Raw genomic sequence first — 14606 nt, forward strand, 5'->3', positions numbered from 1 at the left:
TTTATGGTAATTTTGCCAAGAAGGCATAACCGCCTTTTTCACTCTCTATCTCGACAACAGAATCCGCTGTAATGAATGCTGACTCTCCTTGTTTCAAGGTAAGTGCGATTGATTTATCTTGGATTTTCAGCTCACCTTGCATCACCAATAAAATACCTGCACTTTGAAGAGTCAATTCAGTATGTTGTTGTACTTCAACACAAATTTGAGCTAAAGCAAAATCTTTTACTGGCGTTTTATAAGTAAATTCTGACTGATTTTGAGGTGCTGCTGAGATAATTTGAGGTGTCACTTCACGACAATCCACAATTTTTAATAATTCAACAATATCGACATATTTTGGTGTTAAGCCACCACGAATCACATTATCAGAACAGGCCATTAACTCCACGTTTTGTCCGCGAAGATAAGCATGAGGAATGCCTGCATCTTGGAAAATACCTTCCCCTTCTTTCAAATGCACGATATTAAAGAGATAAAAACACACCAAGCCAGCATCTAATTTTTCAGGCAAAATTGCCATAGCTTCCATGGTATAAAGCACCCAATAATCGGGGTTGTCTAGCGCCAACTCGCCATTTTTATAAGGCTGTTGGTTGGCTTCAATAATGGGTAATAGCCAATTTGCAAGCGTTGATTGATCCGCCAACATCACATCCGCATAAAATTCAGCAAGGCTTTGTTTGCCGAGTTTTTCAGCCAAAGGTTGCAAAGAGGGGCGAGCATTTAATGTAGCAAGAATTTGAGATTTTGTTTTAAAGCCATGCAAAAGCCAGAAATCAGATAAAGCAATCATCATTTCTGGTTTATGATTTCTATCTTTATAAGTCCGCGTGCTGTCTGTTAATGCCACGCCTTTTGCATTCTCTGCCTCAAAGCCCTTTTCAGCTTGGGCTTTAGTCGGATGTAATTGAATCGACAACGGCTTTTCAACATCTAAAATCTTTAACAAATAAGGGAGTTCATCACCAAATTGCTGGTGGCTTGCTTGCCCAAGTGCGGTCGGATTTTGCGATAAAAATTCAATAAGGGATTGTTTACCTGTTACATTCTCAATCTCTGAAGGCGCCAATGGATGAGCACCTAACCACCACTCTGCACAAGGTTGATCTTTCGCTGAATTTAATCCAATCAATGATGCAATATAGTTTTTTCCGCCCCATGCATAATGCTGTACTTGGCCAGTTAATCGATAAATCATTTTGCCTTCCTCGAAAAGAATGAGTATAAAAAAATCCGCTTATTTAAAGCGGATCTTTTAGTCTATAAATCTTATTTTGTTAAACTTAAAACAACAGATTCTCCAGCAATCACTTCACCAGATTTTTTCTCGATAGATGAGATTTCATCCATGTTAGAGATAACAACTGGTGTTAAAACTGATTTTGCTTTTGATTCTAATGTTGCTAAATCAAATTCGATTACTGTGTCACCGCGTTTTACACTTTGACCTTCTTGTGCGATGCGAGTGAATCCTTCACCTTTTAATTCAACGGTATCAATACCGAAGTGAACGAATAATTCAACACCCTCTTTTGATTCCATTGAAAATGCATGGTTGGTTTCAAAAATTTTACCAATTACACCATCAACAGGCGCCACAATTTTGTTACCTGTTGGGCGAATTGCGATACCATCACCCACGATTTTTTCAGAGAAAACAACATCTGGCACATCTTCGATATTCACAATCTCACCAGAAAGTGGCGCATAAATTTCGACTTCCACTGTTTTGTTTTCTTTTGAACCAAATAATTTGTCAAATAAGCCCATTTTAATCTCCTATCTATTAAAGATGGCTAGTATTTTAACGTAAAACTCTTTTTTTGTATCTAGTTTAACGATTTTTCTGCTAAAAAAGCTTGAATTAATTGCTCAATTTCAGCAGCGGTTGGTTTTTGTAATGCTTCATCAGCTAAGGCTTTGACCTCTTGATAATTCACATGACGAATTAATTTTTTAATACGTGGCACAGAAATTGCACTCATACTAAATTCATCTAAGCCCATACCGAGTAACAATAAGGTCGCACGTTCATCACCGGCTAACTCACCACACATACCAGTCCATTTACCTTCTGCATGAGAGGCATCAATCACTTGTTTGATCAAGCCAAGTACTGAAGGTGACATTGGGTTATATAAGTGAGAAATTAATTCATTACCACGGTCAACGGCTAAGGTATATTGCGTTAAATCGTTTGTACCAATACTGAAGAAATCGACTTCTTTTGCTAAGAATTTCGCATTCACTGCTGCAGATGGGGTTTCAACCATGACACCCACTTGAATGTTTTCATCAAAAGCTTTACCTTCCACACGTAATTCTGCTTTTAGGGTTTCCAATACAAATTTTAATTCGCGAATTTCTTCTACCGAAATAATCATCGGGAACATCACGGCAAGTTTACCAAATGCAGAAGCACGTAATACCGCTCTTAATTGCGCATGTAAAATTTCACGACGATCAAGGGCAATACGCACTGCACGCCATCCTAAGAATGGGTTCATTTCTTTTGGTAAATTTAAATATGGAAGCTCTTTATCACCGCCGATATCCATAGTACGTAATACCACTAGACGACCTTCCATTGCTTCAACCACTTCTTTATAAGCAATGAATTGCTCTTCTTCGCTCGGTAATTGATCGCGATCCATAAAGAGGAATTCTGTACGGTATAAACCTACCCCTGCTGCACCATTACGATGAGCCCCTTCGCAATCGCGAATCGTACCAATATTGGCTACCACGTCGACTTTATGACCATCAAGGGTCACCGCTGGTAAATCTTTTAATTTTGCTAACTCTGCTTTTTCTTCAGCGAGTTTTGCTTCTAAGGTTTTTAATTCATCAATTTCAGCTTGAGTCGGATTCACGTAAACACGATTGTTTACCGCATCTAAAATAAGATAATCACCTGTATTCACGCGTGCGGTGACATCATTTGTCCCAACAATGGCCGGCAATTCAAGTGAACGAGCCATAATTGAGGTATGCGATGTTCTACCACCAATATCCGTTATAAAACCTAATACTTTTTCTAAATTTAATTGAGCGGTTTCTGATGGAGTTAAATCATAAGCCACAAGGATGGATTCTTCGGTAATATCACCAAGATCCACAATATGCATGCCTAAAATATTTTTGATTAAACGATTACCGATATCGCGAATATCACCTGCACGTTCTTTTAAGTATTCATCATCAATTTCTGACAACATTTCAACTTGTTGATCGATGATTTTACTTGCTGCCACACTTGCATTCACTTTATGTGAACGGAGATAATCAATAATCTCTTCTTCTAATTCTTCATCTTCAAGGATCATTAAATGTCCTTCAAAGATAGCTGCTTTTTCTTCACCTAAGGATTTTAATGCACGTTGATGAATAGAATTAAGCTGCTCAACAGCGGCTTCACGACCAGCATAAAAACGGGCAACTTCTGCCTCAACTTGATCTTCTGAAATTTTTTGCGTATCAAGAACAATTTTTTCTTCTTTTAATACTAAGGCTTTACCAAAAACGATACCTGGTGACGCTGGAATACCTGTAATCATACTTTTACCTTCCGAGACAATTATTAAAGGTTAGATAAACAATAGCCACAGAATAAGAATTCTGTGGCTAATCGTTAATTATTCTAAAGTGGGAATTAATGCTACTAAATGTTCAACAGCTTGTTGTTGGTCCTCGCCTTCAGCCGAGATGGTGATTACAGTTCCTTGCGTCAAACCTAAGGTTTGTAGCTTAAATAAGCTTTTTGCACTTGCACTTTTTCCACCTGAAGTGACGGTTACATCTGAAACAAACGCTTTAGCTTCTTTAACAAATTGCGCCGCTGGACGGGTGTGTAAACCATTAGGGGCTGTAATTTCTACATCTTTTGAGAACATAAGGTTACCTCTATTTAGTAATAGTAAAATTTAAGCAATTTAATCCAAAAAACCTTGGTAGTATCGCTATTAAATGTCCAATAATCAAGGTGAAACGTAAAAAAAATTGAGTTATATCACAAAATTTAAACGTTTGCGTACCTAATTTGAGTAAAACATATACTACACAGAAAAATGGCGTTTTGATTTCGTCTCACTTAAACTTTCAATTAAACGATGATAATTCTCATAACGTATTGGTGAAATCCGACCTGCCTCTACCGCTTCACGTAATGCGCAACCAGGATCATTTAAATGCTTACAATCTCGGAATTTACACGTACCTAAAACATATTGAAATTCACGATAGCCTTTGGTGATTTGATCTGGCTCCAAATGCCATAAACCAAACTCACGAATGCCTGGTGAATCAATCAAATTACCGCCTTGTGGCAAATGATATAAACGAGAAGAAGTTGTGGTATGTTGGCCTAAGCCTGAAGTTTCACTAATACCACCTACTTGAGCATTTACTGTCGGAAAAATATAATTAATTAAACTGGACTTACCTACCCCTGATTGCCCCACAAAAATGGATGTTCCATCACTTAAAAGTGCGGTCAATTTTTCCATATTTTTTCCGGTTTCAGCAGAAATGATGATGGTCTGATAACCAATATCACGGTAAATCTGTAACTGGCTTTCCACTTCCTTCTCTTGCTCGGCATCCAGTAAATCGCCTTTATTCACCACAATGACAGGTTCAATCCCCGCATTTTCACACACCACTAAATAACGATCGATAATATTAAGTGAAAGTACCGGCACCACCGCAGAAACAATAATAATACGATCGATATTGGCCGCAATCGGTTTCAACCCATCATAATAATCTGGGCGAGCAATTTCATTTTGTCTTGGGTGAATGGCTTCAATCACCCCACTCACACCTTGGAGCTGTTCATTGCCCTGTCGCCAAATTACTTTGTCTCCAACTACGAGACTAGAAAGTGTACGACGTAAATTACAACGGAAAATTTCACCTTGTGCATTTTCTACATCTGCATGAACCGAATAACGCGTAACGACTACCCCATCTTGGCTTTCACCTAGCATATCATCTTGCCATTCCACTTCTTTCTTCTTGTGGCGATGCAAGGCTTTCGCGTTATTTGATTGAATTCGACGAGTTTGATTTTGCGTTAGTTTACGTTTGCTCATAAAGTGCGGTCGTTTTTTCCGATGTTTTTCGTTAAAATAAACGGGATTACAAAATGTTCATAGGATACCTTATATTATGCAATTAGATAAACAAAATCTGATTTGGATCGATTTAGAAATGACAGGATTAGATCCTGAAAAAGAACGAATTATTGAAATCGCAACCATCGTAACGGATAAAGATCTCAATATTTTAGCGGAAGGCCCTGTGATTGCCGTGCATCAAAGTGATGAATTATTAAACAAAATGTCAGAATGGTGCGTAAAAACCCATACAGCAAATGGCTTAGTTGACCGAGTCAAAGCGAGCAAACTTACTGAGCGTGCAGCTGAATTACAAACATTAGATTTTTTAAAACGTTGGGTACCGAAAGGTGCTTCACCGATTTGTGGCAACAGCATCGCACAAGATAAACGCTTTCTTTATAAATATATGCCTGATTTAGCCGATTATTTCCATTATCGTCATCTAGATGTCAGCACGTTAAAAGAATTAGCTGCTCGCTGGAAACCAGAAATTTTAGACGGGTTCAAAAAAGGCAATACTCATTTAGCCCTTGATGATATTCGAGAGTCAATAAAAGAGTTAGCTTACTACCGTGATCACTTTATTAATCTGGGTTGATGAAAACTTAGGCAAACTCAATCATTTGCGAAATCTGCGCTTGCGTTGAATAAATTTTTTCGTATAATGTTGCCTCATTCACCAATGTGAAATGCGGGAATAGCTCAGTTGGTAGAGCACGACCTTGCCAAGGTCGGGGTCGCGAGTTCGAGCCTCGTTTCCCGCTCCAAATTTTCACATGAATGCCCTGCGGGAATAGCTCAGTTGGTAGAGCACGACCTTGCCAAGGTCGGGGTCGCGAGTTCGAGCCTCGTTTCCCGCTCCAAATTCTCAATCCGTTGCTGAAAAGCAGCGGATTTTTTTATTGTATTTTCCCTACATATTCCCTTCAAAATACGATAAAATTCCACAGAAACTTTAACCTAAAAAATCACTCTAAGAATGACCGAATTAACCCAATACATTCCTGATGAAGGCACGATGCTCCGTTTTGGTAAAAAACTCGCAGAAGTGCTTGTAAAACAACCGAAAGATAACGCCATTGTGCTTTATTTTAATGGCGATCTTGGTGCTGGGAAAACCACCCTGACTCGCGGAATAGTGCAAGGTTTAGGCTACCAAGGCAATGTCAAAAGCCCTACTTATACGTTAGTGGAAGAATATAGCATTGCAGAGAAAATGATTTATCACTTTGATTTATATCGCCTTGCCGATCCTGAAGAATTAGAATTTATGGGCATTCGTGATTATTTCAGCCAAAATTGTATCTGCTTAATCGAATGGGCAGAAAAAGGTGAGGGCATCTTGCCTGAGGCTGATTTATTGGTGAATATTGATTATTACGACGATGCTCGCAACATTACACTAATTGCTCAAAACTCAGTGGGCGAGCATATTTTGACACAACTATAAAATTGATTTACATGAAAGCAAAATTTTCGTTTCTTTTTGGAATATTTTCTCTAATTTCTACTACCGTATTTGCCGCGCCACAATGGACAATTGCCATTGATCCTGGTCATGGCGGTAAAGATCCTGGTGCTATCGGAAAAAATTTAGGCATTTATGAAAAGAATGTCACCCTTTCTATCGCGCGAGAATTAAAAGCCTTATTAGATAAAGATCCTAATTTCAAAGGTGTTTTAACACGCAGTAGCGATTACTACATTTCTGTACCAGAACGTTCTGAAATTGCACGTAAATATAAAGCAAATTTTCTCGTATCTATCCATGCGGACTCCTCTCTTAATTCAGACCAACGTGGCGCATCAGTTTGGGTACTATCCAATCGCCGAGCCAATGATGAAATGGGACAATGGTTAGAAGACGATGAAAAACGCTCTGAGCTTTTAGGTGGTGCAGGAAAAGTACTTTCCAATAACAATGACAAATATTTAGATCAAACCGTACTCGATCTGCAATTTGGTCACAGCCAACGCACAGGTTATGAACTCGGGAATAGTATTTTACGTCGCTTTGCTCGCGTGACTTCATTAAGTCGTAGCACCCCACAACATGCGAGCCTTGGTGTATTGCGTTCACCCGATATTCCTTCTGTTCTGGTGGAAACAGGTTTCCTTTCCAATATGGAAGAAGAACAAAAACTGAATACCATTGCTTATCGTCGTCGTATTGCTTATATGATTTATGAAGGCTTAGTCGCTTATCGCAATGGTAATTTAAAAGCGATTGCTGTTCCACCTAGTGATGAGCAAGATAGCAAACCTACAAAATCAAACGACAAAAATAATGAAAAATCTGACCGCACTTCCGATGTGAAAGACAGTGGTATTCGCCATAAAGTGAAATCAGGCGAAAGCATTGGTAGCCTAGCAAATAAATATGATGTCAAAGTCAGTGAAATCATTGAGTTAAATAAACTGAAACGCAAAGAACTTTGGTTAAATGAAACCATTAAAATTCCTGATAATGGCAAAGGCAAAAAAGCGGAAGAACCAACTAAAAAAGAAGAGAAAAACACCGAAAAATCAGACCGCATTTCTAACGTTAAAGACAGCGGCGTCCGTCATAAAGTGAAACCAGGTGAAAGCATTGGTAGCCTGGCGAACAAATATGATGTAAAAGTCAGTGAAATTATTGAGTTAAATAAACTGAAACGTAAAGAACTCTGGTTAAATGAAACCATTAAAATTCCTGATAACGGCAAAGGCAAAAAGGTAGAAGAAAAACCTAAAGCAGATGATAAAGCCAAAGCCGATAACAAAGGAAAAAGTAGCAAAATTGTTGAAGCAGAAAAAGCGGTTTCTAAAAAAGATCAAAAACAAGAAAAAACTGAGAATAAAAAAGAGCCTGAGAAAAAAGGTAATGATAAAAAAGACGCCTCTTCAAAAGGAAATGAAAAGAGAGATGATGGCAAAAAAGAAACCCCACTTTATCATACAGTGAAAGCTGATCAAACTCTCTATGCTATCTCTCGTGAATACAATGTACCTGTTAATCGTCTTTTAAAACTGAACCCAACATTGAAAAATGGCAAAGTCGTGACTGGGCAAAAAATCAAACTTAAAGAAAAATAAGGAATCCTATGGCAATCAAAATTCTTTCTCCACAGCTGGCTAATCAAATTGCCGCAGGTGAAGTGGTTGAACGCCCTGCTTCTGTGGTGAAAGAATTGGTGGAAAACAGCCTTGATGCTGGTGCCAATAAAATTCATATTGATATTGAAAACGGCGGCGCCAGTCTGATTCGTATTCGAGATAATGGCAGCGGTATCCCTAAAGAAGAATTAAGCCTTGCGCTGGCTCGACACGCAACCAGTAAAATTGCCGATCTTGATGATCTCGAAGCCATTTTAAGTTTAGGTTTCCGCGGTGAAGCCCTTGCTAGTATCAGCTCGGTTTCTCGTCTCACGCTTACCTCTCGAACTGCAGAGCAAAATGAAGCGTGGCAAGTCTATGCGCAAGGACGAGAGATGGAAACCACAATTAAACCTGCATCTCATCCAGTCGGTACGACAGTTGAAGTGGCGAATCTCTTTTTTAACACGCCTGCTCGTCGTAAATTCTTACGCACTGATAAAACAGAATTTGCTCATATTGATGAAGTCATTCGCCGTATTGCTTTAGCGAAATTTAATATCGCTTTTACGCTCACACATAACGGCAAAATTGTTCGACAATACCGCCCTGCGACGAATGAAGAACAACAACTAAAACGTGTTGCTGCTATTTGTGGCGATGATTTTGTTCAACATGCCTTACGCATTGATTGGAAACATGATGATCTGCATCTTTCCGGATGGGTTGCAACACCTGAATTTACCCGTTCTCAGAATGATTTAAGCTATTGCTATATCAATGGACGAATGGTGCGCGATAAAGTGATCACACACGCAATTCGCCAAGCTTATACAGAACATTTAAATACTGAGCAATACCCTGCTTTTGTGCTGTTTATCGACCTTAATCCACATGATGTCGATGTCAACGTACATCCAACAAAACATGAGGTGCGTTTCCATCAAGCTCGTTTAATTCATGATTTTATCTGTCAGGGCGTAACAAATGCGCTCAATGCTATCCCTCAAACTGAACTAGATTTAGTACCTACAATGAATGAAGCTAGAGAGCCTTCGGCTTCGTATCAAACCCACTATGAATCGAAACCCAATCGTGCGGCGGCTGGGCAAAATATTTTTGCCTCGAATTATCATCCGCCTCGTGAAAAACAATCAGAAAATCGACCGCACTTTTCAAACCGTAGTGAGTACGTTCCGTCATATGGTTATTGTGAACAACCTACAAAGACTGAACAACGCTTATATGGGGAATTAGTACGTTCTGCGGAAAATTCTCAACTTTTAACAACACCTGTCGTTGAACAACTCCTACAGACAAGTGAAATAGGCTATTTACGTGCATTGGCATTAATTGAAAATAAAGCATTGCTTTTACAACAAAATCAGCAGTTTTATTTGATGTCATTAGCTAAATTGCAAACCTTAAATTATGAATTAACCTTACAACAAGGTGAAATTTCACAACAGCCGTTGCTCATTCCGATTATTTTTCGCTTAGATGAAAAACAATTTGAACAATGGCAAAAACAAAAAGCCTATTTTCAACAAAGTGGTTTTGAATTCATTGAGAATGAAGCCCAGCTACGCCTTACATTAAACAAAGTACCCGCTATTTTACGTACACAAAATTTACAAAAATGTGTGGTGGGTCTGCTTGCTGAACATCTAGAAAATATGCCTGATTTCCTGACCGCACTTTGTCAGACGCTAGAGATGAAACCAATTCAAGTATTAGCGGATGCGGTCAGCTTATTAAGTGAAACGGAACGCTTACTGAATAAAAATCATCAAGAAAAATTTAATACATTACTGAAACCGATTAACTGGCAGCCTTTTTTAAGCGATTTGTAATATGACACAAAAAACTGACTCCAAACCAACCGCACTTTTTCTGATGGGACCGACTGCCTCAGGAAAAACGGATCTTGCCATTCAATTACGTCAAAGCCTGCCCGTAGAAGTGATCAGTGTTGATTCTGCATTAATTTATAAAGGCATGGATATTGGTACGGCAAAACCTTCTAAAGAGGAACTAGCCCTTGCCCCCCACCGATTAATCGATATTTTAGATCCCGCTGAAAGTTATTCCGCGATGAATTTTCGTGATGATGCGCTCAGAGAAATGACTGATATTACCGCGCAAGGTAAAATTCCGCTTTTGGTTGGCGGCACTATGTTGTATTACAAAGCATTGATTGAAGGACTTTCCCCCCTTCCATCTGCTGATGAAAAATTACGGTTAGAAATTGAAGAAAAAGCGCAAAAATTTGGCTGGCCAGTGCTTCATCAAGAATTACAAAAAATTGATCCTGTTTCAGCAGATCGTATCAATCCAAATGATTCACAGCGCATTAATCGTGCATTAGAAGTATTCTATTTAACGGGTAAATCATTAACGGAATTAACCGAACAAAAAGGCGAAGAATTGCCTTATCAATTTTTACAATTCGCTATTGCACCAGAAGATCGCGTTGTGTTACATCAACGTATCGAACAACGTTTCCATAAAATGATCGAATTAGGTTTCCAAGAAGAGGTTGAAAAACTCTATCAACGAGAAGATCTCCATCCTGATTTGCCTTCTATCCGCTGTGTGGGCTATCGCCAAATGTGGGAATATTTACGTGGTGACTATGCTCATGAAGAAATGGTCTTCCGCGGTATTTGTGCAACTCGACAATTAGCAAAACGACAAATCACCTGGCTACGCGGCTGGAAAACACCATTAAATTGGCTAGATAGTCTGCAACCGCAACAAGCCAAAGAAATCGTATTACGCAAGATTGACGAACATTTTAAGGGGTAAATTATGGCACTTTCACTTCCGCTTTCGACTGAAAAACTCATTCAACTTGGCGAAGTGCTTTGCCAACATTTCCCTGAAATGAATCTTGATGAAATAACCCAACAAATCGAGCTAGACGCAACAGATTTCACGACACCAATCGGACAAATAAACTATGCCATCAGTCTGTCTGATTTCTTGGAAAAAGTCTTAAAAAAACACCCGCACTTTTTAGCTCAATGGTGGCAAACTCCTCCTCAATTTTCAGATTGTCAACATTATGCTAACCGTTTAACAGAACAACTCGCCCCCATCCAAAACGAAGAACAGCTTTACAAAACGCTACGAGATTTCCGAAATCAAGAAATGGCGAAACTAAGTTTCTGTCAAAGCTTGAATCTTGCCACCGTAGAAGAAATTTTTATTCGTCTTTCTCAACTTGCTGAAAGCCTTATCATTGGTGCGAGAGATTGGCTATATAAACAAGCTTGCGAAGAAATGGGCACGCCTTGTGATGAAAATGGCAATCCTCAGCAACTCTATATTCTTGGTATGGGAAAATTAGGTGGTTTTGAGCTAAATTTCTCCTCTGATATTGATTTAATTTTTACCTATCCTTCACAAGGCGAAACCGTTGGGGTAAGACGAGCCGTTGATAACGCCAAATTTTTTACCCGTTTAGGACAGCGTCTAATTAATGCGTTGGATCAATTTACGCCAGATGGCTTTGTCTATCGTACAGATATGCGCCTTCGCCCTTTTGGTGACAGCGGCGCACTTGCCTTAAGTTTTTCTGCTATGGAACAGTATTACCAAGATCAAGGGCGAGACTGGGAACGCTATGCCATGCTCAAAGGGCGTATTTTAGGAGCCGATGAGCAAGATCCCAATGTAAAAACCTTGAAGCAATTACTTCGCCCCTTTGTGTATCGACGCTATATTGATTTTAGTGTGATTCAAGCTTTACGTGAAATGAAAGGTAAAATTGAGCGTGAAGTGCGTCGTCGTGGCTTAAAAGACAATATTAAACTAGGCGCAGGCGGGATTCGAGAAATCGAATTTATTGTGCAAGTTTTTCAACTGATTCGTGGTGGACGTGAGATTAAGCTCCAACAACATGAATTGCTTAAACTTCTCACTGAAATACGCGATCTCGGTTTAATTATGCCTCAGCAATATCATGAATTAAGAGAAGCCTATATCTTCCTCCGTCGTACAGAAAACGTGCTACAAGCCATTGATGATCAACAAACGCAACTACTTCCAACAGATGAAGAAAATCGTCTTAGATTAATGGTTGCTTGTCGAGAATATACTTATTTAGATAAAAACAATCAAGCTACGATAAAATCTTATCCAATTGAAAACTGGGATGATTTCTATCAAATACTACAAGCACACCAACAAAAAGTGCGGTCAGTTTTTGATACATTAATTGGTGAAGAAAAAGATGAACGTACCGATGACAGTAATCAGTGGATTGATTTTTTAGAAAGTGATCTCGACGATATTGAACAAATGCTGATTGATAATCACATTGATAATGACGCAATTTCCGATATCTTAGATAAACTTATTCAATTCAAAGAGGGGTTTGCGCGACGTGTTATTGGCTCTCGTGGTCGAGAAGTTTTAGCTCACTTATTGCCAAATATCTTCACTCTAATATTTGAACAGAAAAATTACCGCACTTTATTGCCACGCATCCTCAATATTGTGGATAAAATTGCGAGTAGAACGACGTATTTGGAATTGCTCTTAGAAAATCCTCAAGCCATTGAGCAACTTATTGAACTATGTGCGCAATCCCAGATGATTGCTGAACAAGTGGCTCGCTATCCTATTCTACTCGATGAATTATTAAATACTGAAGCGCTACGTAATCCATTGCCTTTCACGCAGTACCCTGATGAATTAAAGCAATATATGCTGCGATTACCGCAAGACGATGAAGAGCAATTTATTGACGGTTTACGCCAATTCAAACAGTCTATTTTATTACGCGTTGCAGCCGCAGATATTCTTGGCGTATTGCCTGTTATGAAAGTGAGTGATCATCTCACTTATCTGGCTGAAGCAATTATTGATGCCGTTGTCAATTTTTCTTGGCAACAAGTCAGTCAACGATTTGGGGTCCCCGAACATCTTGTAGATAAAACTGAAAAAGGCTTTTTAGTCATTGGCTACGGTAAATTAGGCGGAATTGAACTCGGGTATAAATCTGATTTGGATTTAGTCTTTTTATACCAAGCTGTTGAAGGCCAAACTATTGGTGGGAAAAAATCCATTGATAGTAACCAATTCTATTTAAGATTGGCTCAAAAAATTGTCAGCATTTTTAGTATGAACACCAGTGCAGGCATACTTTACGATGTTGATATGCGATTACGTCCTTCAGGCGATGCTGGCTTATTAGGCTGCTCACTTCAAGCATTTGAAAACTATCAACTCAATGAAGCTTGGACATGGGAGAAACAAGCACTTGTCCGTAGCCGCGCCATCTTTGGAGAAACTGAATTAAAATCAGAATTTGAGAAAATTCGCTGTAATGTGCTTTCTGCTCAAAGAGATATTAATCAGCTAAAAATTGAAGTAAGAGAAATGCGTGAAAAAATGTACGAACATTTATCTCACATAAAAGAAGGCTTTTTTAATATCAAAACAGATCGTGGTGGCATTACCGATATTGAATTTATCGCCCAGTATCTGATGCTTGCGAATGCGCCAGCTAATCCAATATTAACTAAATGGTCTGATAACGTCCGTATCTTTGATTCAATGGCAGAATATCACATTATTTCCCTAACAGAATGTGAAAAGCTCAAATCCTGCTATGTGACACTACGTAATAAAATTCATCATCTGAACTTATTAGGAAATCCTGTTATTGTTGATGATTCGGAGTTTGCAGAAGAAAGTGAGTTTGTTTGTTCTTTCTGGAATAAGCTATTTTCTTAAAAGATTAAAGGAGTCTATCTCCAGATATTTGGGATAAACTCCTTTTTATATATTCTCTACGTAAAAACAGCCTAACTTTCTACCGCACTTATATTGTCAAAGTAATCTTTAACAAAAATCCATAAACAAAAACCCCAAGCACTTTAGCTCGGGGTTCTACATTCAGTACCTGGCGGTGTCCTACTCTCACATGGGGATGCCCCACACTACCATCGGCGCATCGGCGTTTCACTTCTGAGTTCGGTATGGGGTCAGGTGGGACCACCGCTCTATCGCCGCCAGGATTATTCCTTTAATAACTTCTTCTCTCTCTTTCTGTTCCACTATCTCTAGTGCTCACAACCAAACAAGCTGATTTAACTTCAAAACTTTCTCTTTATTCTCTGAGTTTCGTCTTCACAACACCCAAAACCCTTGAGCGTTGTATAGTTAAGCCTCTCGGGCAATTAGTATCTGTTAGCTCAACGGCTCGCACCGCTTACACATTAGACCTATCTACGTCTTAGTCTTAAACAACCCTTACTGTCTTAAAGACAGGGAGAACTCATCTCTTGGCAAGTTTCGTGCTTAGATGCTTTCAGCACTTATCTCTTCCGCACTTAGCTACCCGGCAATGCGTCTGGCGACACAACCGGAACACCAGTGGTGCGTCCACTCCGGTCC

11 protein-coding genes, 2 tRNA genes and 2 rRNA genes are annotated in these 14606 nt (G+C 39.1%); 8 read left to right on the top strand and 7 right to left on the bottom strand.

The window, feature by feature from the left end; all coding sequences use genetic code 11:
* Position 1: 1 nt before the first annotated feature.
* The 5 genes from manA to rsgA all read right to left on the bottom strand — a co-directional run bounded on the left by manA (position 2) and on the right by rsgA (position 5096).
* Positions 2-1201, bottom strand: coding sequence for a mannose-6-phosphate isomerase, class I (manA, locus tag DPV95_RS02135; RefSeq protein WP_049366788.1), 1200 nt, complete (start codon positions 1199-1201; stop codon positions 2-4).
* A gap of 71 nt (positions 1202-1272) precedes the next feature.
* A complete protein-coding gene (crr, locus tag DPV95_RS02140; protein ID WP_049366136.1) occupies positions 1273-1773 on the bottom strand; it encodes a PTS glucose transporter subunit IIA in 501 nt (166 codons plus the stop codon).
* A gap of 59 nt (positions 1774-1832) precedes the next feature.
* A complete protein-coding gene (gene ptsI / locus DPV95_RS02145; protein ID WP_049366789.1) occupies positions 1833-3560 on the bottom strand; it encodes a phosphoenolpyruvate-protein phosphotransferase PtsI in 1728 nt (575 codons plus the stop codon).
* A 78-nt stretch (positions 3561-3638) separates the two neighbouring features.
* Positions 3639-3896 carry a phosphocarrier protein Hpr gene (gene ptsH, locus DPV95_RS02150; RefSeq protein WP_049366790.1) on the bottom strand — a complete coding sequence of 86 codons (258 nt, stop codon included), beginning with the start codon at positions 3894-3896 and terminating at the stop codon, positions 3639-3641.
* A gap of 162 nt (positions 3897-4058) precedes the next feature.
* On the bottom strand, positions 4059-5096 hold the full coding sequence (gene rsgA / locus DPV95_RS02155) for a small ribosomal subunit biogenesis GTPase RsgA (protein WP_049366791.1): 1038 nt from the start codon (positions 5094-5096) through the stop codon (positions 4059-4061).
* 76 nt (positions 5097-5172) lie between these two features.
* Here rsgA and orn point away from each other — a divergent pair, with 76 nt between their 5' ends.
* The 8 genes from orn to glnE all read left to right on the top strand — a co-directional run bounded on the left by orn (position 5173) and on the right by glnE (position 13943).
* The gene (gene orn / locus DPV95_RS02160; protein ID WP_049366140.1) at positions 5173-5721 is read left to right on the top strand and encodes an oligoribonuclease; all 549 of its coding nucleotides are present in this window, start codon (positions 5173-5175) and stop codon (positions 5719-5721) included.
* A gap of 93 nt (positions 5722-5814) precedes the next feature.
* Positions 5815-5890 (top strand) — tRNA-Gly (locus tag DPV95_RS02165).
* 20 nt (positions 5891-5910) lie between these two features.
* Positions 5911-5986: transfer RNA gene (locus DPV95_RS02170), tRNA-Gly, on the top strand.
* Between the two features lie 116 nt (positions 5987-6102).
* Complete coding sequence (gene tsaE / locus DPV95_RS02175; protein WP_049367944.1) at positions 6103-6573, top strand: tRNA (adenosine(37)-N6)-threonylcarbamoyltransferase complex ATPase subunit type 1 TsaE; 471 nt, start codon at positions 6103-6105, stop codon at positions 6571-6573.
* Positions 6574-6584: 11 nt separating this feature from the next.
* A complete protein-coding gene (locus DPV95_RS02180; RefSeq protein ID WP_111406581.1) occupies positions 6585-8198 on the top strand; it encodes an N-acetylmuramoyl-L-alanine amidase in 1614 nt (537 codons plus the stop codon).
* Between the two features lie 8 nt (positions 8199-8206).
* Positions 8207-10051 (top strand): DNA mismatch repair endonuclease MutL, encoded by a 1845-nt coding sequence (gene mutL, locus DPV95_RS02185; protein WP_111406582.1) that lies wholly within the window; start codon positions 8207-8209, stop codon positions 10049-10051.
* Position 10052: 1 nt separating this feature from the next.
* A complete protein-coding gene (gene miaA / locus DPV95_RS02190; protein WP_111406583.1) occupies positions 10053-11006 on the top strand; it encodes a tRNA (adenosine(37)-N6)-dimethylallyltransferase MiaA in 954 nt (317 codons plus the stop codon).
* 3 nt (positions 11007-11009) lie between these two features.
* On the top strand, positions 11010-13943 hold the full coding sequence (gene glnE, locus DPV95_RS02195; RefSeq protein WP_111406584.1) for a bifunctional [glutamate--ammonia ligase]-adenylyl-L-tyrosine phosphorylase/[glutamate--ammonia-ligase] adenylyltransferase: 2934 nt from the start codon (positions 11010-11012) through the stop codon (positions 13941-13943).
* A gap of 167 nt (positions 13944-14110) precedes the next feature.
* On the opposite strand, the gene rrf is transcribed toward glnE, so the two are convergent.
* Positions 14111-14226 (bottom strand): 5S ribosomal RNA (rrf, locus tag DPV95_RS02200).
* Between the two features lie 142 nt (positions 14227-14368).
* Positions 14369-14606 (bottom strand): 23S ribosomal RNA (locus tag DPV95_RS02205); the annotation flags it as partial.

It is taken from the genome of Haemophilus parainfluenzae (assembly GCF_003252755.1).
GTDB lineage: Bacteria > Pseudomonadota > Gammaproteobacteria > Enterobacterales > Pasteurellaceae > Haemophilus_D > Haemophilus_D parainfluenzae_N.

What these genes read in the sequence shown, in the direction of transcription:
- glnE (WP_111406584.1), top strand. Translation starts at nt 11,010, where the DNA reads ATGGCACTTTCACTTCCGCTTTCGACTGAAAAACTCATTCAACTTGGC.
- ptsH (WP_049366790.1), bottom strand. Translation starts at nt 3,896, where the DNA reads ATGTTCTCAAAAGATGTAGAAATTACAGCCCCTAATGGTTTACACACC.
- tsaE (WP_049367944.1), top strand. Translation starts at nt 6,103, where the DNA reads ATGACCGAATTAACCCAATACATTCCTGATGAAGGCACGATGCTCCGT.
- crr (WP_049366136.1), bottom strand. Translation starts at nt 1,773, where the DNA reads ATGGGCTTATTTGACAAATTATTTGGTTCAAAAGAAAACAAAACAGTG.
- miaA (WP_111406583.1), top strand. Translation starts at nt 10,053, where the DNA reads ATGACACAAAAAACTGACTCCAAACCAACCGCACTTTTTCTGATGGGA.
- DPV95_RS02180 (WP_111406581.1), top strand. Translation starts at nt 6,585, where the DNA reads ATGAAAGCAAAATTTTCGTTTCTTTTTGGAATATTTTCTCTAATTTCT.
- ptsI (WP_049366789.1), bottom strand. Translation starts at nt 3,560, where the DNA reads ATGATTACAGGTATTCCAGCGTCACCAGGTATCGTTTTTGGTAAAGCC.
- mutL (WP_111406582.1), top strand. Translation starts at nt 8,207, where the DNA reads ATGGCAATCAAAATTCTTTCTCCACAGCTGGCTAATCAAATTGCCGCA.
- manA (WP_049366788.1), bottom strand. Translation starts at nt 1,201, where the DNA reads ATGATTTATCGATTAACTGGCCAAGTACAGCATTATGCATGGGGCGGA.
- orn (WP_049366140.1), top strand. Translation starts at nt 5,173, where the DNA reads ATGCAATTAGATAAACAAAATCTGATTTGGATCGATTTAGAAATGACA.
- rsgA (WP_049366791.1), bottom strand. Translation starts at nt 5,096, where the DNA reads ATGAGCAAACGTAAACTAACGCAAAATCAAACTCGTCGAATTCAATCA.